The organism is Georgenia sp. (genome assembly GCF_054605595.1).
Map to the genome: position 1 here is coordinate 1 of NZ_JBTSDU010000020.1, position 19434 is coordinate 19434.

18 protein-coding genes and 1 pseudogene are annotated in these 19434 nt (G+C 71.1%); 13 read left to right on the plus strand and 6 right to left on the minus strand.

The window, feature by feature from the left end; all coding sequences use genetic code 11:
• Positions 1-112: HRDC domain-containing protein (locus tag ACYC1Z_RS04410; protein WP_461408354.1), on the plus strand; the 112-nt coding region annotated here is incomplete at its 5' end.
• A gap of 183 nt (positions 113-295) precedes the next feature.
• Here ACYC1Z_RS04410 and ACYC1Z_RS04415 read toward each other — a convergent pair.
• Positions 296-367 (minus strand): annotated as a pseudogene (locus ACYC1Z_RS04415) (hypothetical protein); the annotation flags it as partial.
• Positions 364-624 carry a hypothetical protein gene (locus tag ACYC1Z_RS04420; protein ID WP_461408329.1) on the minus strand — a complete coding sequence of 87 codons (261 nt, stop codon included), beginning with the start codon at positions 622-624 and terminating at the stop codon, positions 364-366. The pseudogene ACYC1Z_RS04415 and the gene ACYC1Z_RS04420, both read right to left, overlap by 4 nt.
• A gap of 180 nt (positions 625-804) precedes the next feature.
• Between ACYC1Z_RS04420 and ACYC1Z_RS04425 the strand changes: the two genes are divergently transcribed.
• From ACYC1Z_RS04425 to ACYC1Z_RS04440, 4 genes are all read left to right on the plus strand, one after another.
• Positions 805-1707 (plus strand): carbohydrate ABC transporter permease, encoded by a 903-nt coding sequence (locus tag ACYC1Z_RS04425; RefSeq protein ID WP_461408355.1) that lies wholly within the window; start codon positions 805-807, stop codon positions 1705-1707.
• Between the two features lie 4 nt (positions 1708-1711).
• The gene (locus tag ACYC1Z_RS04430) at positions 1712-2656 is read left to right on the plus strand and encodes a carbohydrate ABC transporter permease (RefSeq protein ID WP_461408330.1); all 945 of its coding nucleotides are present in this window, start codon (positions 1712-1714) and stop codon (positions 2654-2656) included.
• 149 nt (positions 2657-2805) lie between these two features.
• On the plus strand, positions 2806-4149 hold the full coding sequence (locus ACYC1Z_RS04435) for an ABC transporter substrate-binding protein (RefSeq protein ID WP_461408331.1): 1344 nt from the start codon (positions 2806-2808) through the stop codon (positions 4147-4149).
• 35 nt (positions 4150-4184) lie between these two features.
• Positions 4185-5321, plus strand: a complete 1137-nt coding sequence (locus ACYC1Z_RS04440) for an ABC transporter ATP-binding protein (RefSeq protein WP_461408332.1) — start codon at positions 4185-4187, stop codon at positions 5319-5321.
• 627 nt (positions 5322-5948) lie between these two features.
• Here the strand turns inward: ACYC1Z_RS04440 and ACYC1Z_RS04445 are convergent.
• Positions 5949-7592, minus strand: coding sequence for an SLC13 family permease (locus ACYC1Z_RS04445; protein WP_461408333.1), 1644 nt, complete (start codon positions 7590-7592; stop codon positions 5949-5951).
• A 300-nt stretch (positions 7593-7892) separates the two neighbouring features.
• On the opposite strand from ACYC1Z_RS04445, the gene ACYC1Z_RS04450 reads away from it, so the two are divergent.
• From ACYC1Z_RS04450 to ACYC1Z_RS04460, 3 genes are read left to right on the plus strand one after another with little or no spacing between them, the layout of a single operon-like run.
• Positions 7893-8927, plus strand: a complete 1035-nt coding sequence (locus ACYC1Z_RS04450) for an extracellular solute-binding protein (protein ID WP_461408334.1) — start codon at positions 7893-7895, stop codon at positions 8925-8927.
• Positions 8927-10459, plus strand: coding sequence for an ABC transporter permease (locus tag ACYC1Z_RS04455; protein ID WP_461408335.1), 1533 nt, complete (start codon positions 8927-8929; stop codon positions 10457-10459). The genes ACYC1Z_RS04450 and ACYC1Z_RS04455 overlap by 1 nt, the downstream gene beginning before the upstream one ends.
• Positions 10456-11571, plus strand: coding sequence for an ABC transporter ATP-binding protein (locus tag ACYC1Z_RS04460; protein ID WP_461408336.1), 1116 nt, complete (start codon positions 10456-10458; stop codon positions 11569-11571). The genes ACYC1Z_RS04455 and ACYC1Z_RS04460 overlap by 4 nt, the downstream gene beginning before the upstream one ends.
• 15 nt (positions 11572-11586) lie before the next feature.
• Here the strand turns inward: ACYC1Z_RS04460 and ACYC1Z_RS04465 are convergent, their stop codons facing one another.
• Both ACYC1Z_RS04465 and ACYC1Z_RS04470 read right to left on the minus strand, forming a co-directional pair.
• On the minus strand, positions 11587-12288 hold the full coding sequence (locus ACYC1Z_RS04465; protein WP_461408337.1) for a GNAT family N-acetyltransferase: 702 nt from the start codon (positions 12286-12288) through the stop codon (positions 11587-11589).
• Between the two features lie 29 nt (positions 12289-12317).
• Complete coding sequence (locus tag ACYC1Z_RS04470; RefSeq protein ID WP_461408338.1) at positions 12318-12695, minus strand: hypothetical protein; 378 nt, start codon at positions 12693-12695, stop codon at positions 12318-12320.
• 202 nt (positions 12696-12897) lie between these two features.
• On the opposite strand from ACYC1Z_RS04470, the gene ACYC1Z_RS04475 reads away from it, so the two are divergent.
• A complete protein-coding gene (locus ACYC1Z_RS04475) occupies positions 12898-13575 on the plus strand; it encodes a response regulator transcription factor (RefSeq protein WP_461408339.1) in 678 nt (225 codons plus the stop codon).
• Entirely contained in the window at positions 13575-14939 is a 1365-nt protein-coding gene (locus ACYC1Z_RS04480; protein ID WP_461408340.1) for a sensor histidine kinase, read from the plus strand. The genes ACYC1Z_RS04475 and ACYC1Z_RS04480 overlap by 1 nt, the downstream gene beginning before the upstream one ends.
• A 236-nt stretch (positions 14940-15175) precedes the next feature.
• Here ACYC1Z_RS04480 and ACYC1Z_RS04485 read toward each other — a convergent pair whose 3' ends face one another.
• Positions 15176-16333, minus strand: coding sequence for an MFS transporter (locus ACYC1Z_RS04485; RefSeq protein ID WP_461408341.1), 1158 nt, complete (start codon positions 16331-16333; stop codon positions 15176-15178).
• A 200-nt stretch (positions 16334-16533) separates the two neighbouring features.
• Here ACYC1Z_RS04485 and nhaA point away from each other — a divergent pair, with 200 nt between their 5' ends.
• The 3 genes from nhaA to ACYC1Z_RS04500 all read left to right on the plus strand — a co-directional run bounded on the left by nhaA (position 16534) and on the right by ACYC1Z_RS04500 (position 19348).
• The gene (gene nhaA, locus ACYC1Z_RS04490; protein WP_461408342.1) at positions 16534-18408 is read left to right on the plus strand and encodes a Na+/H+ antiporter NhaA; all 1875 of its coding nucleotides are present in this window, start codon (positions 16534-16536) and stop codon (positions 18406-18408) included.
• A gap of 138 nt (positions 18409-18546) precedes the next feature.
• Entirely contained in the window at positions 18547-18987 is a 441-nt protein-coding gene (locus tag ACYC1Z_RS04495) for a carboxymuconolactone decarboxylase family protein (protein WP_461408343.1), read from the plus strand.
• Between the two features lie 25 nt (positions 18988-19012).
• On the plus strand, positions 19013-19348 hold the full coding sequence (locus ACYC1Z_RS04500) for a GNAT family N-acetyltransferase (protein ID WP_461408344.1): 336 nt from the start codon (positions 19013-19015) through the stop codon (positions 19346-19348).
• Positions 19349-19434 lie beyond the last annotated feature (86 nt).

Sequence of the window (19434 nt, forward strand, 5' to 3'; positions counted from 1 at the left end):
CCGGACCCGACCCGCGGACGAGACCCAGCTGCGCAGCATCGCCGGCATCGGCGATGCCAAGCTCGAGCGCTACGGCGCTGCGATCCTCGAGGTGGTCGGTGGGACCGGCTGACGAGGCCGCCATCGTCCGCATGGGCCCGGCCGGGATCCGCCGCGCCGACGGGGGCGAGTCGTCACAGCTGCGGGTCGACCGGCTCGGACTCCAGCGCCGGCACTTCGAGCGCCGTTTGGTGCCCCGCAGCGGCTCGCCGTCGACGAACTGCGTAAGGGCCTCGATGCCCAGCCCGTCCTCGTGCAGCGCGAGGGTGCGCTCCTTGTCGAGACGGCGGCCCCGGAGCGGGTCGAGGGAGTCGGGCCCGCAGATCATTCGCAGGTAGTCCCGGCCTCGCACCTCCGGTCCTGGCTGGATGCGCCGCCGGGCACGACCGGTTTCATGACCATGCCCTCGTCGCCTGCCGCAGTCAGAGCCAGCCACCGCAAGGTGGCGTCCTCCCGCTGTGCTGCGGACGACATGTCCACGAGCCGGTGCCGGATCTGCGTGATCAACGGGTCCGTGAGCCGGCCGATCTGGTCCGGGAACCACCGGTGCGAATGCGCCACCGCCTCGGCATGCGGGGCGATCACCGTCTCGGTGGAACGACACCGACGAGCTCGTGCACTGCTCGACGCCGCACGGGGATGCACCTCCGCAGACCGTTCGGCACGTGTTTGCCAACGCGCCGTGCTGCGGCAACCCGGGGTTCCAATGAGGCGGCAACGGTACTGACCGTGACCAGTGCGACCATCCCCGACCTCGAGGTGACCATGTCGCCCCGCGAACCGATCGCGCGGCGACGGCGGACAAGTTGGAGGCAGGCAGGGCTCGCCGCGATCCTCATCGTGCCCAACCTCGTCCTGTTGATCCTGTTCACCTACCGGCCGCTGGTCGACAACATCCGGCTGTCGTTCTTCAACTGGAACATCTCCTCGCCGACCGCCACTTTCATCGGATTCGACAACTACGTCGAGTGGTTCACCGACCCGGTGAGCTGGGACATCGCCAAGAACACGGTGATATTCACGGTCTTCGCGCTCGTCGGCTCGATGATGCTCGGCCTGGTGCTCGCGCTGCTGCTGGACCAGCGGCTCCGCGGGCGCAACATCGTGCGCTCGATGGTGTTCGCCCCCTACGTGATCTCCGGAGCAGCAGTCGGTGTCGCGTTCCAGTTCGTCTTCGACCCCGGCTTCGGGCTCATCCAGGACCTGCTGGGGTGGATCGGCGTCGAGTCCCCGCACTTCTACCAGCAGCCCGACTGGTCGTTGTTCATGATCACCACGACGTACGTGTGGAAGAACCTCGGCTACACGTTCGTCATATACCTCGCCGCCCTCCAGGCCCGCCGGGTGGACCTCGACGAGGCCGCCGAGATCGACGGCACCTCCGCGTGGCGGAAGTTCTGGCGCGTCACGCTGCCGCAGCTGCGCCCCACCACCTTCTTCCTGTCGGTGACGGTGCTGCTCAACTCCTTCCAGGTCTTCGACATCATCCAGGTGATGACCGGCGGTGGCCCCTTCGGGACCTCCACGACGACGGTCGTCTACCAGGTCTACCAGGAGACCTTCGTCAACAACCGGGCGGGCTACGGCGCCGCCGTCGCGACGATCATGTTCGTCGTCGTCCTCCTGGTCACCGTGCTCCAGGTGCGACTCCACGATGGGCAGGACTGAAGCCATGATCACCACCACGGACACCCACCCCGCCCTCCCTCCCGTCCCGACGCTGCAGGCCACCGCGGACCCGGTCCACACCGCGGCCCAGCGCAAGCGCGCCCGGCGTGAGGCCCCCATCGGTCCGAAGGGACTCGGCTCGAAGGTCCTCGGCTATGGCGGCATCGTCCTGACGGCGCTGCTCATCGCGGTGCCGCTGTACTTCATCGTCATCACGTCGCTGAAGACCCACCCGGACATCTACTCCGACCCCATCACCTGGTGGCCCAACCCGTTCGCACCCGAGAACTACAGCTACGTGATGAGCGAGGTGAACTTCGACAGGTACCTGCGCAACTCGGTGATCATCACCTCGCTCCTCACCGTCGTGGAGGTGGTGCTCGCCATCCTCACCGCGTACGCGTTCGCGTTCCTGCGCTTCCCGGGCCGGAAGATCCTCTTCCTCGTGGTCCTGGCCAGCCTCATGGTGCCCAACCAGATCACCATCATCTCCAACTACGCCCTCGTAGCCGGCTGGGGCTGGCGCAACACCTTCCAGGGCATCATCGTTCCGCTCGCCGGCGTCGCCTTCGGCACCTTCCTCCTCCGCAACCACTTCCTTTCCTTGCCCACAGAGGTCATCGAGGCCGCCGAGATGGACGGCACCGGCTTCTTCCGCAAGCTGTTCCGCGTGATCCTGCCGTTGTCCTGGCCCACGGTCGCGGCGCTGACGATGATCACCGTCGTCACCGAGTGGAACCAGTACCTCTGGCCCTTCCTCATCTCGGACACCGACGCCGTCGCCCCCCTGCCCATCGGCCTGACCCAGCTGCAGAACAACGAAGGCCTGACCAACTGGGGTCCGGTGATGGCCGGCACCGTCCTGACCACCCTCCCGATGCTCATCGTGTTCTTGATCCTGCAGAAGAACATGATCAAGGGCCTGACCGCGGGGGCCGTCAAGGGCTGACCCGCGCCACTCCGGCACCTGCCGGCACGTCCCCAGCCGGCACCGCCGGCCCACCAGCCGCGGGAGACCCCCGCCGTCGCCCGCCCGAAGTCCGGTGGCCGACACCAGCGTGCACATCGGTGCACACCACGAGATGGAGAACTCAAGACATGGCCTTTTCACGACGTTCCATGCGCGCTGTCCTGGCCGCCGGGGCACTGTCCCTCGCGGTCGCCGGCTGCGCGAGCACCGGCGCCACCGGCAGCACGCCAGACGCCGCCGCCGACGCCACCGCAGCCGCCGAGGACGGGGGTGAAGCGGGCGATGGCACCATTCAGTTCTGGTCCAATCACCCCGGCGGGTCCAAGGACCTCGAGCAGACCATCGTCGACCTGTGGAACGAGGAGAACCCGGACACCCCGGCCGTCCTCGTCGACGGTGGCGCCAACTACGAGGAGCTCGGCCAGAAGTTCAACGCCGCCCTCGCCGGCGGCGGCCTGCCCGACGTCATCGTCGCTTCCGACGTGACCTGGTTCAACTTCGCCCTCACCGGCGCCACCGCGCCGCTGGACGAGATCTGGGACGAGGCCGGCGTCGACGCTGACTCCTACGTCGACACCCTCCGCGAGGACTACGCCTTCGACGGCAACCACTACGGCATGCCGTACTCGCGCTCGACGACGCTCATGTACTTCAACACCGACGTTCTCGAGGCCGCCGGCCTGCCGACCGACCGTGGCCCGCAGACGTGGGACGAGTTCGCCGAGTGGGCCCCCAAGCTCGTCGAGGCCCAGGGCGGCAACCCCGCCCTCGTGATCCCCGACGGCACCTCCTACCTCGACTGGTACTTCCAGGGGATGGTGTGGACATTCGGTGGTGCCTTCTCCGATGGCTGGACCCCCACCTTCACCGACGAGGCCACGATCGCGGCGGCCACGTTCCTGCAGGAGCAGGTCGCGGCCGGCCACATCCAGATCACCAAGGACGCGAACAACACCTTCGGCATCGGTGACGCCGCGGGTCTGCTCCAGTCCACCGGATCTCTCGGTGGACTGACCGAAGCGGCGACCTTCCCGTTCATCACCACCTATCTCCCCGGCCCGACCCCGGGCGCGACCACCGGTGGTGCCGGCCTCGCCGTGCCTGCGGGCATCAGCCAGGAGCGCCAGGTCAACGCGGTCAAGTTCATCGACTTCCTCACGAGCACCGAGAACACGATCAGGTTCACGCAGGCCACCGGTTACATGCCGGTGCGCAAGGACGCCCTCGAGGACCCGGCCGAGCAGGCCTACCTCAAGGAGAACCCCAACGCGGAGACCGCGATCCGCCAGCTCAACGAGAACACCGCGCCCCAGGACTACGCGCGCGTGTTCGTCCCCGGCGGCGGCGCGCGCATCGGCGCGGCCCTCGACCGGATCACCATCGGCCAGGAGGACGTCGCCAAGGTGATGCAGGACCTCCAGGACGAGACCCAGCAGGTCATCGACCGGGACATCACCCCCAACCTGAACTGACCTGCCCGCATCACTGAAGGACTGCGAGGAACACCATGGCCACGATCGAGTACCGGCAGGCGTCACGGATCTACGACCCGACGCGCCCGGCCGCCGTCAACCGCATGAGCCTGGCCATCAAGGACGGCGAGTTTCTCGTACTCGTCGGTCCCTCGGGCAGCGGCAAGTCCACCGCCATGCGCATGCTGGCCGGTTTGGAGCCGATCGACGAGGGCGCCGTCCTCATCGACGGCTCGGACGTCTCGGAGACGCGGGCTCGGGACCGCGACGTGGCCATGGTGTTCCAGTCCTACGCCCTCTACCCGAACATGACGGCCCGGCAGAACATGGCGTTCGCTCTGGAGAACGCCCGATTACCCAAGGATGTCATCACCGTCAGGGTCCAGCGTGCCGCCGAGATGCTCGAGCTCGGCCCGCTGCTGGACAAGAAGCCTCACGCGATGTCCGGCGGACAGCGCCAGCGCGTGGCCATGGGCCGCTCGATCGTGCGCGATCCCAAGGTCTTCTGTCTGGATGAGCCACTGTCCAACCTCGATGCCAAGCTGCGCGTGTCCACCCGCGCCCAGATCGCCGCCCTCCAGCGTGAGCTCGGCGTGACCACCGTCTATGTCACCCACGACCAGACGGAGGCCATGACGATGGGCGACCGCGTCGCGCTCCTCAAGGACGGTGCCCTCCAGCAGGTGGCCGAGCCCACGCACCTCTACGAGCATCCGGGCAACACGTTCGTCGCCGGTTTCATCGGCTCGCCGGCCATCACGCTCATCGACGGCGTGAGGGTGCGTGAGGGCCGGGCCCTGCTCGGCCGGGAGCACGCCCTCGACCTCGGGCTCTCCCGCGAGCTCGCCGCCAAGGCGGCCGACTCGGTCATCGCGGGGATCCGGCCCGAGGCTTGGCAGATCGTCGGGGTCGGGGCGCAGGCGCCCGCCGGCGACGCCTCCGTCCCGGTACGCGTCACCCTGGTGGAGCGGCTCGGCGCCGAGGCCTTCGTCTACTGCACGCCGATCATGACGGAGGACGCGACCGTCACGGTCCGCGGGGGCCGCATCGCCATCCGGCTCGACACGAGCACCAAGCACATCCACACCGGCGAGACGCTGCACGTCCGCCCCACGTTCGGCTCCGCCTCGTTCTTCGACCCCGAGACCGAGATCAACCTCGAGTACCTGTGAGCTGCGTGACGCGGCTCATGCTGCTGCGGCGTGCTCAGTTGTGGGGGCCTTCCATGACGGACGCGTGAGCGCGGCCGCCGCCGGTCTGCCCGGCCTGGACCCGTGCACGCCGGTGGTGGAGTACGGCGCTGTCACCGGCCTGGCGGCGCAGGGCCTGCTCGGCAAGACCGGTCCTGCGACCCTGGCGGACAACGCACCCGGCATGCGCGCCGTCATGGCCGGCAAGATCGCGGCGGGACTGTTGCCCGGCGTCCGCGTCCGCGTCTGGGACCTCATCCGCCGGCCGCGCACGCCCAGCGGCGAGGGAGACGATCGTGGGTGGTCACGCCCGGCTGGGCCACCGGGGCGACGTCGTCGAGGCGTGTCTGTGCGATGCGGCGATCGCCATCGGTGGGCAGCGCCCCGGAACGCCACGGCGGCGCTGTCATGCCGGCACCTGGGACGCCCGCTCATCGTCGTGGGCGATCTTCCGGAGTCGCAGCGCAGTGCCCGGGCGTTCGGGCGTGGCGCGGAGAAGCGGATCCCGAGCCCACCACACGAGACCTTGCCAGACCCTGCTCGACGCCGGCCGCGACTCCTCCTAGCGGGGCGAGGTGGAGTAGCGATCGGCGGCGTTGGAGACCCGCCTCAGTAGACGATGCGGAAGACCCACACGGCGAGCGTCATCGTCGTCGCCGTCACCAGCACGATGCCGATGAGGTTGAGCCACCAACCGGCCTTGACCATCTGGGGGATCGTGACGTAGCCCGACCCGTACGCGATGGCGTTGGGCGGGGTGGCGACCGGCAGCATGAACGCGCACGTGGCGGCGAGCGCGACAGGGATGGTCGCGAGCAGGACGGGCATGTCGATGCCCATCGCGATGCCGCCGACGACCGGGAGGAACGTCGCCGCGGTGGCGGTGTTGGACGTCAGTTCCGTGAGGAAGAGGACGAGGGCGGCGAAGATGACGACCACGAGGATGGTCGGTACCCCACCGAGGGTTCCGGCGACATCACCGATCCACACCGTCAGCCCGCTCGAGCTGAACTGGCTCGACAGCGCGAGACCGCCCCCGAACAGTAGGAGCACGCCCCACGGGAGCTCGACGGCGCTCGACCAGTCGAGGAGCCGGACACCCTTCGTCGTGCCCGACGGCGTGAGGAACAGCAGCAGTCCTACCGTCATCGCGATCCCGGCGTCGGAGATGAACGGGTCCTCCCAGATGAGTGGGACGGACACCCACGCGACGGCTGCCAGGACGAACAGTGCCAGCACCCGCTTCTCACCGCTCGACATGGGGCCGAGCTTGCGAAGCTCCGCGGTCATGAGCTCGCGCCCGCCCGGGATCTCCTTGATCTCCGGCTTGTAGAGCACCTTCGTGAGCAGGAACCAGCAGATGACGAGGAAGATGATCGCCAGCGGCATGCCGACGAGCATCCACTGTCCGAAGCCGATGTGGATGTCGTGGTTGGCGGCGAGGTAGCCCACGAGCAGGGTGTTGGGCGGGGTGCCGATGATCGTCCCGAGGGAGCCGATCGAGGCGGCGTAGGCGATGCCGAGCATGAGCGCCGTGCCGAACTTGGACTGGATGACGGCGTCCTTGGTCTCCTGGGAGGTCAGGTCGACCGTGCCGCCGCTGCCTTCCGGCACCTTGATCTCGCTGCCGAGGCGGCCCACCAGCAGCAGCACGGAGACGCCGATCGGCAGCATCATCACGGCGGTGGCGGTGTTGGACACCCACATCGAGATGAAGCCGGTGGCGGTCATGAAGCCGGCGACGACCATCGCGGGGCTCGTGCCCATGGCGCGCACGGTGACGAGGGCGATGCGCCGGTGCAGGTTCCACCGCTGCATGGCCAGCGCGAGGAGGAACCCACCCATGAACAGGAAGATGACGTTCTTCCCGTACGACGCACCGACCTGGTCCACGGTGATCGGGGTGACCACGCCCTCCCCGTCCGTCTGTGAGCTGAAGAGCGGGAAGATGATGAGGGGGAGGAGCGCCGTCGCGGGGATCGGGATCGCCTCCGTCATCCACCAGACGCCCATGAGGACGGCAGTGGCGGCCGTCACCTTGGCCGACGACGCGAGGTCCGCGGGCAGGATGGAGTAGACGAGCAGCGCGCCGGCCACGCCGGCGGAGAGTCCCACGATGCGGTTGCGTACGGTTCTGGGCGCCGGCGCCGCCGCCAGCTCGCCCGGGGACTTCTGGTCGACGTCCTCACCCCGGTGGGGGTCGGGCTCATAGCCCTGGAGGTGTTCTCCGGGCATGTGCTGGGTCTGTGTCATGGCTCGGCTCCGATTCGGATGGCAGCGGGACTTCCGGACGGCTGCGGGACTAAAGGCCCGAATATAGACCATGTGTGATGCGCGTCATATGCGCAAAGGCCCTTGTGCAGCGCGCTCGTGCGCGGTAAGGCGACAACGAGCTCGGTGTCGACGTGGTCCTCGCTGTCCCGGGCGCGGTGCAGGCGCGGACGTCGCGCATGCCAGACTGAGTGCTTGGTGCAGGTGCGGCTGGGTGTTGAGGTTAGGCTACCCTTAGCGAGGCCCGTAGAAGCCGTCCACGTCATTGGAGAACCAGAGCCCATGCGTCCACGCAAGATCCTCATCGCCGGAGCCGGGATCGCCGCGCTCGCCCTCGTCGCCACCGGCTGCTCCGCCGAGCCGGCACCGGACGAGAGCGTCTCGAGCGACGGGAGCCTCGTGCTGTACTCCGGCCGCAGCGAGAACCTCGTCGGTCCGCTCGTCGAACAGTTCACGACCGACACCGGCATCGACGTCGAGGTCCGGTACGGCTCGACCGGCGAGATCGGCGCTCTCCTGCTCGAGGAGGGGGACCGCACGCCTGCGCAGGTCTTCCTCTCCCAGGACGCCGGCGCGCTCGGCGCGCTCACTGAGGCCGGGCTCACCGCCACGCTTCCAGCGGACCTCGCGGACTCCGTCCCCGCGGGGTTCACCAGTACCGACGGGAGCTGGATAGGCGTCACCGGCCGCGCCCGCGTGATCGCGTACGACGGCGAGCAGCTCACCGAGGATCAGGTGCCCGACTCCACCGACGACCTCGTCGACCCCGAGTGGAACGGTCAGGTCGCCTTCGCCCCCGGCAACGCGAGCTTCCAGTCCTTCGTCACCGCGTTGCGCGTCATCGAGGGCGAGGTCGCCGCCGACGAATGGGTCGCCGGGATCGCTGCCAACGCGCCGGTCCTGACCGACACCAACGGCGACAGCCTCGACCTCGTCAACACCGGCGTCGCACGGTTGGGCCTCATCAACCACTACTACTGGTACGAGACGGCTGCCGAGGTGGGCGCCGAGAACATGCGCGTGCAGCTCAAGTTCCTCCCCGGTGACCCGGGCGGCATCGTCAATGTCACGGGCGCCGCGATCCTCGCCGGCGCCGAGGCGGACCCGGACGCGCTCGCCTTCGTCGAGTACCTCGTCTCGGACGTCGGCCAGACCTACTTCGTGGAGAAGACCTACGAGTACCCGCTCGTCGCGGGGATCGACGCACCCCAGGGGCTGCCGTCACTCGAGAGCCTGGTGAACCCCGAGCTCGACCTGAGCGATCTCGACTCCCTCAGCCAGACGCAGGAGCTCCTCGCGAGCCATGGCCTGATCTAGTGGCTCGCTCGGACCGGTCGAGAGCCCCGCTGCCGCTCGTCGCGGTGGCGGGGATCGCGGCGCTCCTCGCCGCGATCCCGGTGATCTACATCGGGGTGCGCCTGGGCGAGGCCGGCCCGGAGGGTGTGCTCGCGGTGCTGGCCCGTCCGCGCCTGCCCCGGCTGCTCACGAACACGGCGCTCCTCGCCGTCTCCGTCACCCTCGCCGCCACGTTCCTGGGCGTGCTGAGCGCCTTCGTCCTCACCCGCATCCGGGTCCCCGCCCAGCGCCTGCTGGCGATCGCCAGCGTGCTGCCGCTCGCCATCCCCTCCTACCTCGCCGCGTTCGGCTGGCTCGCGGCGATACCCTCCGCGCACGGGTTCTGGCCGGCGTGGCTCGTGCTGACCGTGGTGACGACCCCGTACGTGACGCTGCCGGTCTCCGCCGCGCTGCGCGGGACACCCGCGTCGTTGTCCGAGGTCGCGCGCACCCTGGGCTACGGACCGTTCCGCACGTTCCGCCTGGTCATCTGGCCCAGCATCCGCAGCGCCTCCCTCGCTGGTTCGCTCCTGGTGTGCCTCTACACGCTCGCCGACTTCGGCGGCGTCGCCCTCTTCCGCTTCCCGGTCCTGACCACCGCCATCCAGCAGGCGTACGGCGCGAGCTTCGACCGCAACTACGCGGCCGTGCTCGCCGCGATCCTCATCGTGATCGCCGTCCTCGTGTTCGCGGGGGAGCGACGTCTGCGGCCCCGGCGCGCCATCGCCGTCGGCCGGGCACGTGAGCCGGTCAGCATCGGCCGGCTCACGCCGGTGGCCGTGGGGGTGCTCATCCTCGTGCCCATCAGCGCCGTCGGGGTCCCGCTCGCCGGCCTCCTCACCCGGCTGCTGAACGCGCAGACCGTGCGGGAGCTGGACGTGGGCCGCCTGGTCGAGGCGATCGGCAACACGGTCCTCCTCGCCGCGGGCGGCTCGCTCGTCGCCGTCCTCCTCGCCATCCCGATCGCGATGCTCGCGGCCCGGTACCCCGGCCGCGCCGCACGGCTGATCGAGACGGCGGGCTCCCTGCCGCTCGCGCTGCCGGGTATCGTCGTCGGACTCGGCCTGGCCTTCTTCTCGCTCTTCGCCGTGCCGGCGCTGTACCAGACGACGGCCGTGCTCGCGTTCGCGTACGGCGTGCTCTTCCTGCCGAAGGCCATCGGCACCATCCGCGGCTCGATCGAACGGGTACCCAGCGGGCTCGAGGACGTCGCCAGCACACTCGGCTACGGCCTCATCGGTCGTTGGTGGCACGTGACGGCACGGCTCGCGCGGCCAGGTATCGTCGTCGCGGCACTGTTCATCGCCGTCACCGCCATGAAGGAGCTGCCGGCGACGCTGCTGCTCCGGCCGACCGGGACGAGCACGCTGGCGGTGGAGCTGTGGACGCGGACCGATGTCGCGGCCTACGGCTCCGCGGTGCCGTACGCGCTAGCGCTGGTCCTGCTCGCCGCGGTCCCCGCGGTGCTGCTCTCGCCGCGCGGCGACCGCTTCACGGAAGGGACGCGACGTTGAGCAGGCTGACGGTCGAGGGGCTCGCGGTGGAGCTCGGCGGGACGGAGATCCTCCACGACGTCGCACTCGAGATCCCCGACGGCGCGTTCGGCGTCATCGTCGGCCCGAGCGGGTGCGGCAAGTCCACCCTCCTGCGGGCCGTCGCGGGCCTGCGCGCACCCGTTGCCGGCCGTATCACGCTCGGCGGCGCAGTGCTGAGCGACGTCGGCTCCTTCGTTGCCCCTGAGCACCGCCACGTCGGCTGGGTCCCCCAGGACCCGTCGCTGTTCCCCCACCTGACGGTCGCTCAGAACATCGCGTTCGGCCGCGGCGGGCGCGGTGCCAGGCGGCGAAACCGCACCCACGAGGGGCAGGGAGCGATCACCGAGCTGCTCGACCTCACCGGGCTCGCCGCCCTCGCCGACCGGTACCCGGACCAGCTCTCGGGCGGCCAGGCCCAGCGCGTCGCGCTCGCCCGGGCACTGGCGGCCAAGCCCCGGCTGCTCCTGCTCGACGAGCCGTTCGCCGCGCTGGACCCGCAGCTGCGGGTCGAGCTGCGCGAGGACCTGCGCTCGATGCTCCGGCGCCTCGGCGTCACCGGCCTGCTCGTGACGCACGACCAGGCGGAGGCGCTCGACGTCGCGGACACGATCGTCGTCATGCGGGACGGGCGCGTCCTGCAGCAGGACATCCCCGTCGCGGTCTACCGCAGCCCGGTTTCCGCGTGGCTCGCCGACTTCTTCGGCGAGGCCGTCTTCCTCGACGCCGTCGCCGGGGGCCGGGTCGCCTCGACCACGCTGGGCGACGTCGCGGTCTCCGCCGCGGTCTCCGGCCCCGTCTCCGTGATGCTGCGGCCCGAACAGCTCGAGCTCGGCCCCGAGGGCGTCCCGGCACTGGTGACGCGCGTGCGGTACGGCGGGCACGACGCGATCGTCGAGCTCACCACGGACGACGGGCTCGACCTCCTCGCCCGGACGCATGCCGCCCGCATCCCCGCGGTCGGCGACCGCACGGGCATCCGGGTGCGCGGCCGGGGCATCGCCTACCCCCGGCACGAGATGCCCGTGCCCACGCCGGGCGTGCGCCGCGTGCCGGACGTGCGCGCCGCGCCGGGCGTGCGCGCGTCTGGCTGATGGCGGTCGCCGGGGTCAGGCGGTGCCGCGCCACTCGTCGGCGAGCAGGGCATACCCCAGGGCGTCGAGCCACTCCCCGTCCCGGTGGAGCGAGTCACGGACGGTGTGGAGCTCACGGCGCATCCCGACGCGTTCCATGAGGCGCCACGACGCGGTGTTGTCGGCGAAGCAGTTGGCGGTCAGTCGACGCAACCCGAGCTGCGCGAAGCAGAGCCGGATGAGCGCACGGACCGCCTCGGTGGCGTAACCGTTCCCGCAGTGGTCGGGGTGGATCATCCAGCCGAGCTCGGCCGGCACGCCACGCGCCCGGTCCGCCACCTCGGTCTGGGCCCAGGCGTCCTTGACCTTGATCGTGAGGTCACCGATATCTGCCCGTCGAGCTCGACGACGACGGTTGTGCCGAGCCGGTCGGGGTTCACGAAGTGCGCACGGCAGTCCTCGAGCGCGGCCGGCTCCCCGGCGATCCGCCGGTCGACGCACTCGAGCCGGCGGAATGCCCAGGTGGCGTCGGCATCGTCGGTGGTGGTCGGCCGTAGCGTGAGGCGACCGGTACGTACCGGCCAGGTGACGGCACCGAATGCCTTGGTCATGGCTCCATGGTGCCAGGTGGCCGTTCACGGGGTGCCAGGTGGCCACCAGTGGCCGGGTATGTCGGTCGAGCTCCGGTGCGGCCCGCCGGTGGCCGCACCGGTGGGGTGCGCGACTCCCGCCGCGCACCCCACCGGCTTCATCGACCCACGGACACCTCAGGCGGCCTCGCCGCTCTCGTCGGCATCCTGGTGGCCGGGCTGGTCGAGGTCGGCATCCGGTCCCTGGTCGGGACCGTCGTTGACCTCCTCGGCGCCGGCGACCTCGGTGGCGTCGCCGGTCTCGTCGGCATCCTGGTGGCCGGGCTCGTTGAGGTCGGCATCCGGGCCCTGGTCGGGACCGTCGTTGGCCTCCTCGACGCCGGCGGCCTCGGTGGCGTCGCCCGTCTCGCCGTCGCCCGACTGGGCCGTGACCGCCGGGGTGGTCGGCGCCGGGGTGTCGCTCGAGGCCTGCGCGCTCATCGCCCCGCCGATGCCGAGTGCTGCCAGGACCGCGGTGGCGCTGACGATCGAGGCCTTCCGCTTGAGGTTCTTCATGGGTGTCTCTCCTCCGTGGAATGGTCGCCGGGTGCGACCTCGTGACATCAGGGTGCCGGAGTGATACTGAGGCGAGGCTGAGAGATCCTGAGCCCTCTGGGCCCCATGGTCTCGGTCTCAGCATCTGCACAGCGGCGTGTCCGGACGATCGTGGCGGGCAGCGCCCTCGAACGACGGGGGACAAGGAAGGCAGGATGGTCCGATGCGCGTGCTGATGGTCGAGGACGAGGTGCGGCTCGCGGAGACCGTGAGCCGGGGGCTGGTCGCCGAGGGCTTCGTGGTCGAGACGGTCCACGACGGCGCCGAGGGGCTCTTCGAGGCCCGGACCCAGGACTACGACGTGATCATCCTCGACATCATGCTGCCCTCGATGAACGGGTACGACGTGTGCCGGGCGCTCCGTGCGGCTGAGGTGTGGACGCCGGTGCTCATGCTGACGGCCAAGGACGGCGAGTACGACCAGGCCGACGCCTTCGACCTCGGCGCCGACGACTACCTGACCAAACCGTTCTCGTTCGTCGTCCTCGTCGCCCGGCTCCGGGCGCTGGTACGGCGTGGGGCCCCGGTGCGGCCCACCGTCCTGACGGTGGGGGACCTGACCCTCGACCCCGCCTCCCGGATCGTCCGTCGGCGCGCGACCGTCATCGACCTGACGCCACGCGAGTTCGGGTTGCTGCACTTCCTCATGCGTCACCCCGACGAGGTGGTGTCCAAGCTCGAGATCCTCCAGAGCGTGTGGGACGTCAACTACGAGGGCGACGAGAATGTCGTCGAGGTGTACGTGGGGTATCTGCGACGCAAGGTCGACCAGCCGTTCGGGCGGCACTCGATCCAGACGGTCCGCGGCGCCGGCTACCGCCTGACGGGGGCAGGGGAGTGATGCGTACCCGGTTCCGGAGCGTCCGGTGGCGGACGACGGCGGCGGCGACCGTGGCCGTCGCGGTGTTCCTCGCGCTCGCGGCCGTGCTGTTCGTGGTCGCGCAGCGTGCCCAGCTCGAGCGGTCGATCATCTCGGCGGCTCATGAGCAGGCGGGCGGCGTCGCGCGGCGGGTCGCGATCGAGGGTGCGGCCGCGGACCTCGCCCTGGGCGTGGGGGACCAGTCGCTCGTGCAGATCATCGACGGCACGGGGAACGTGCTGGCCGCCAGCCCGTCGGTCGACGGGGAGCCTGCGGTGGTGGATGCCCGACCGGGGCCTGGCTCCACGGTCACCGTGCGCTCGGCAAGGCTGCCGATCGGTGAGGACGCCACGTTCGTCGTCGTCGCCCGCGGCGTCGCGGGGCCCGGCGGCCCCTTCGTCGTCCTGGTCGCCGCGAGCCTCGAGGCCGTCGGACAGTCCACCGACGTGGTGGTGGGCCTGCTGCTGATCGGCTACCCCTTGATCCTGCTCGGCGTGGCGCTCACGTCGTACTGGCTCGTGGGCCGCGCACTGGCACCGGTCGAGGACATCCGGGCGCGGGTCGCGCGGGTGGAGGGGACGTCACAGCTGGACGCACGGGTGCCCGTTCCGGACGGCGACGACGAGATCACTCGGCTCGCCGTGACGATGAACGACATGCTCGAGCGGCTGGAGACGGCCAACGACCGGCAGCGCCGGTTCGTGGGGGACGCCTCGCACGAGCTCCGTAGCCCGCTGGCCACCATCCGCGTCGCGCACGAGATCGCGACGTTGCACCCCGACAGCCGCGACTGGCCGGCGGTCGGCCGCGATGTGCTCGCCGAGCTGGATCGGCTCGACCGGCTCGTCGAGGACCTGTTGCTGCTCGCCCGGGCCGACGAGCACGGGTTGCGGGTCCGCAGCGCCGACGTCGACCTCGACGATCTGGTCGACCGCGAGGCCGCCCGGCTCCGCAGGCCGGCCGGCCTCACCGTCACGGCGGACACGCCCCCCGTCCGGGTCCACGGGGATCCGGTGCTGCTCGCGCGGGCGATCCGCAACCTCGTGGACAATGCTGCGCGACACGCCGACTCCCGGGTCGAGATCCGGCTGCGAGAAGACGGCGAGCACGCCAGGATCGAGGTCGAGGACGACGGTCCCGGCGTCCCGGCAGCGGACCGTGAGCGGATCTTCGAGCGGTTCGTGCGGCTGGACGACGCCCGGACCCGCACCAGTGGGGGCACCGGCCTCGGCCTGGCGATCGCCCGGGAGATCGCCGTTGCCCACGGGGGTGGCCTGCATGTCGAGCCTGGCCGCGTGGGCGCGCGGTTCGTGCTGCGCCTGGCGCTCGACCTACCGCAGCCATGATCGGGCACCGGACCCAACGCGGGAGCGGATGAGCGACCGCCGGCAGATCGAGCGGTCCCGGCTCGCACGGCGCGGGGGCGGGAAGACCGCGCGGGAGCCGGTCGTTGCGTGGATACCCCTACGGGTATGAAGGAGCTCCGGCGACCGGAGCTGAGCCCCGAGGCCAGTGTGCCGGCCGCTCGCGGAGCCACCCCCGTACGCGCGGAGCGGGTGGAGCAGCGCGAGCTCGTGAACCGTCAGGCCTGCGCCGCCCGCCGGGGCAGCCCCGCGGCCACGACGGCGGCGACTGCCAGGAGGAGGAGCGCGCCGGCCGTGGTCGCACCCCACGCGCCGAGCTCCCAGGCCTGCCCGAGCAGCACGCCGCCGGCCGAGGACCCGGCGTAGTAGGCGAACGTGTAGCGCCCTGACCCGTCGGACGGGCGGCGACTCAGGCGCGCCGACATGGCCGATGACACAGCGTGGATCATGAAGAATCCGGCCGCGACGACCGCGAGGCCCAGCCAGATGAGCACCATCGAGTCCGGCAGGGTGAGGAGCACGCCCAGCCCACACGCCATGATCGCCACGAGCAGCGTCGTGCGCAGGCCGACCCGGCTCTCCAGGTGGCCGGCCAGCGACGCCGTCGCCGTCCCCGCGAGGTAGGTGAGGTAGAACATCGACCCCAGTCCGGTGCCCAGGAGGAACGGCGGAGCCTGCGTGCGGTACCCGATGACGTTGTACAGGCCCACGAACATCGCCATGCCGATGCCGCCCATCAGATACAGCCGGAGCCGCGTGTTGCGGTGGGCGGTGCCGGTCGGGTGGGCGCGTACGTCGTCCGCCGGCCGGACCGAGCTCCTCGCCGGCGCCCGCGGGGCGTCGTGCACACGCGGCAGGAGCACGTACGCCGCCGCGGTCAGCGCCCCCGCCAGCACCGTGACCACGAGGATCGACGTCCGCCAGGGGGTGAAGTCGGCGACGACGCCGCCCAGCACCCGCCCCGTCATCCCGCCGACCGTGGTTCCAGCGATGTACAGGCCGGCCACCCGGGTGACCCAGGACGGGGCGATGTTCTCGGCCACCCACGCCAGCGCCGCGGCGGGCACCCCGGCCGTGGCCACGCCCTGGACGGCACGGGCCATCAGCATCAACGCGAAGGTGGGTGCGAGGGCGGAAGCGATCCCGGCGACGACGGCGCCGGTCAGTCCCCACCCGATCATCCGTCCCCGTCCTACCCGTTCGGACAGCGACGCCAGCGGGATGACGGCGACCGCGATGGCGAGTGTCGACACGGACAACAGCAGGGCGGCGCGGGTCGCGTCGATGTCCAGCTCCGCGGAGACGAGCGGCAGCAGCGGCTGGACCACGTACACCATCGCGAAGGCGGCCACCCCGGTGGCGAACAGCGCCAGCAAGGAGCGGTGATACCCGGGTTCCCCTGGCCGAAATCCGGTGAGTCGCGGTCCGGAGGGTGGGCGGGGCACGGATTCACTGTAGGCCCGGCCGGTGTCGAGCCCCGCCGGACGAGTCAGAGATCGCCCTGCCACCGCTCGCGCCGAACCGGGCCGGTCGCCGGGCGTCCTGCTCGCGCTGCTGCCCCCACTACGCTGACCCGGTGACCGCTGAGGGTGCGAGCCGGCCCCGACGCCGCCAGCTCTCCGGACAGCTCTCCGTCCCGCTGCGACGGTTCCTGGCCACCGAGGCCGGCAGCACCGCGCTGCTCGTGACGGCTACCGTCCTCGCGCTGGCCTGGGCCAACTCGCCCGCCCAGCCCTCGTACGCGGCACTGTGGGCCACCGACGTCGCCCTGCGCGTCGGGGACCTCACCTTCGGCATGGACCTGGGCCACTGGATCAACGACGGCCTCATGGTGGTGTTCTTCTTCGTCATCGGCATGGAGGTGCGCCGCGACCTCGCGGTCGGCGAGCTCACCGACCGGCGCCGACTCGTGCTCCCGCTGCTCGCCGGCGTCGGCGGCATGGTCGTGCCGTCCCTGCTCTACCTGGCGGTCAACCCCGCCGGCGCCGCAGCGCGGGGCTGGGGCATCGTCATCGGCACCGACACCGCGTTCCTCCTCGGGGCACTCGCCCTCGTCGGCCCGGCCGCGTCGAGCCAGCTGCGCGTCTTCCTGCTCACCCTCACCGTGGTCGACGACATCGTGGCGGTCACCGTCATCGGCGTCTTCTACGCCGGCGAGGTCGTCATCGGGCCGCTCGTGGTCGCCGTCTTCGCCGCCGTCGCGCTCGTGGTCCTGGACCGTGCCGGGGTGTGGCGGACGTGGCCGTACGTCGTCATCGCCGTGGTGATGTGGCTCGCCACCCTCGGATCCGGGCTGCACCCCTCGATCGCGGGGATGATCGCCGGGCTGCTCATCCCGGCCTACGCCGCCAGGCGCGCCGAGGTCGAGGGTGCCGCCAGCCGGTTCCGGGCGTTCCGGCAGTCCCCGCTCGCGGACGTGGGCCGGTCGGCGTCGGCGGCGCTCGCCCGGGCGATCCCGGTCAACGAACGTCTGCAGCTCGTGCTGCACGCGTGGGCCAGCTACGTGATCGTCCCTATCTTCGCCCTGGCCAACGCCGGGGTGGATCTCGGCGACGGCGTCCTCGGTGAGGCGCTCACCTCACCGGTGACCTGGGGCGTGGTCCTGGGCCTGGTCGGTGGGAAGTTCGTCGGCATCGGCGCCGGCGCCCTCGGCGGGCAGCGCCTGGGCCTCGGCCACCTCCCGCAGGGCGTGGGGCCCGGGCAGATCCTGGCCGGCGGGGCGCTGTCGGGTATCGGCTTCACCGTCTCCCTGCTCATCATCGGGCTCGCGTTCGACGACGAGTCGCTGCGCGCGGCGGCCACCGTGGGGGTGCTCGTCGCGCTCGTGCTCGCGGTGGCCCTGGGCCGGCTGGTCTTCCGTCTCGCCGCGCGCCTGCACGGGGAGACGTCGGCCGGGTTGCCGACGGTGCTCTGCGACCCGGTGGACCCCACACGCGACCACATCCTCGGCCCGCCCGACGCACCCCTGACCCTGGTGGAGTACGCAGACTTCGAGTGCCCCTTCTGCGGCCGGGCCACCGGCGTCGCCCAGGAGGTGCGGGACCGACTCGGGGACGAGCTGCGCTACGTCCTGCGCCACCTGCCGCTGCCCGACGTGCACCCGCACGCCGAGCTCGCCGCCGTCGCGGCCGAGGCGGCGGCCGCGCAGGGGCAGTTCTGGCAGATGCACGACCGGCTCTTCGCCCACCAGGACCAGCTCGAGATCGAGGACCTCGCCGGCTACGCCGGTCACCTCGGGCTCGATCTCGAGCAGTTCCTGCGCGACCTGGACGAACCCCGGCACGCACAGCGGATCCGCGACGACGTCGCCGGCGCGGAGGCCTCGGGTGCGCGCGGCACACCGACCTTCTTCGTCGGGAAGCGCCGGCACGTCGGTCCGTACGACGCCGAGACCCTCATCGCCGAGCTCGTCGCGTCCCGGGCCGACGCCACCGAGCGGCCCGCCCGCTGAGGCACCGGCAGCCGCGCGGCCTTGCCGGCGGCGTGGTGCACGGACCGGTGTGCACCGGCGTGGAATACGGAGCGCCGCGTACGGCGCTGACGTGATGGGAGGCCGACTGTCAGCCGCCGGCCCAGTACCTGGAGCGACGTGAGCAACGACATCTATCTCGACAAGTCCGAACCGGCCGCCTGGAGATCGCTCAACGGCTTCGCCCTCAAGGTCCGCGCCGCCACCGACTCCGCCGGCCTGCCCCGCTCCGCCGTCGAGCTGCTGAACGTGCGGGTCTCGCAGCTCAACGGGTGCGCCTACTGCCTCGACCTGCACTCCCGGCTCGCGCTCGAGGCGGGCGTGAGCGCCCAGCAGCTCGCCGTCCTGCCGATCTGGCGCGAGACGGAGCTGTTCGGCTCGATCGAGCGGGCGGCGCTCGCGGTGGCGGAGGCCGCCACCGCACCGTCCGGGCCGGACACTCGTCAGGCCGGTGCGGGCCTGACGCAGGCCCAGTACTCCGCGCTCGCGTGGGCGGCGATCGCGATGAACGCCTTCAACCGGGTGTCCATCATCAGCAACCACCCCGTCCGCCGCCGCTGACCGCGGCCACCCCGAAGGAGATCCCATGACCGACACCGCCGCGATCACGGTCCGCCACAACCCCGATGCGGCGTGTTACGAGCTGCTCGTGGGAGACACGATCATCGGCGAGGCCCGCTACCGTCCGTTCGAAGACCCGACCGGGCCGCAGCGGATCTTCCACCGCACCGTGGTCGACGAGGCGTACGGCGGGCAGGGCCTCGGCGCACGGCTCGCCGCCTTCGCCCTGGAGGACACGGCCGTCACCGGGCTCAGGGTGGTCCCGGTGTGCTCGTACATCAGTGCCTTCCTCGAGCGGCACCCTGAGTACGCGGACAACGTCGTGGAGGTGCGTGACGAGCACCTGGCCACCCTGCGGTAGGCATGGCACGGCGAGGCCGCCCCGGCCCCCACGGCGGCGCCGGCTTAGGCGGTAGGCGGGCTTGGGCTCACGGACGCGCCAGGGAC

Excerpts from the sequence above, each read along its gene's own strand:
- ACYC1Z_RS04425 (WP_461408355.1), top strand. The coding sequence starts at position 805 with ATGTCGCCCCGCGAACCGATCGCGCGGCGACGGCGGACAAGTTGGAGG.
- ACYC1Z_RS04430 (WP_461408330.1), top strand. The coding sequence starts at position 1,712 with ATGATCACCACCACGGACACCCACCCCGCCCTCCCTCCCGTCCCGACG.
- ACYC1Z_RS04435 (WP_461408331.1), top strand. The coding sequence starts at position 2,806 with ATGGCCTTTTCACGACGTTCCATGCGCGCTGTCCTGGCCGCCGGGGCA.
- ACYC1Z_RS04440 (WP_461408332.1), top strand. The coding sequence starts at position 4,185 with ATGGCCACGATCGAGTACCGGCAGGCGTCACGGATCTACGACCCGACG.
- ACYC1Z_RS04445 (WP_461408333.1), bottom strand. The coding sequence starts at position 7,592 with ATGACACAGACCCAGCACATGCCCGGAGAACACCTCCAGGGCTATGAG.
- ACYC1Z_RS04450 (WP_461408334.1), top strand. The coding sequence starts at position 7,893 with ATGCGTCCACGCAAGATCCTCATCGCCGGAGCCGGGATCGCCGCGCTC.
- ACYC1Z_RS04470 (WP_461408338.1), bottom strand. The coding sequence starts at position 12,695 with ATGAAGAACCTCAAGCGGAAGGCCTCGATCGTCAGCGCCACCGCGGTC.
- ACYC1Z_RS04475 (WP_461408339.1), top strand. The coding sequence starts at position 12,898 with ATGCGCGTGCTGATGGTCGAGGACGAGGTGCGGCTCGCGGAGACCGTG.
- ACYC1Z_RS04480 (WP_461408340.1), top strand. The coding sequence starts at position 13,575 with ATGCGTACCCGGTTCCGGAGCGTCCGGTGGCGGACGACGGCGGCGGCG.
- ACYC1Z_RS04500 (WP_461408344.1), top strand. The coding sequence starts at position 19,013 with ATGACCGACACCGCCGCGATCACGGTCCGCCACAACCCCGATGCGGCG.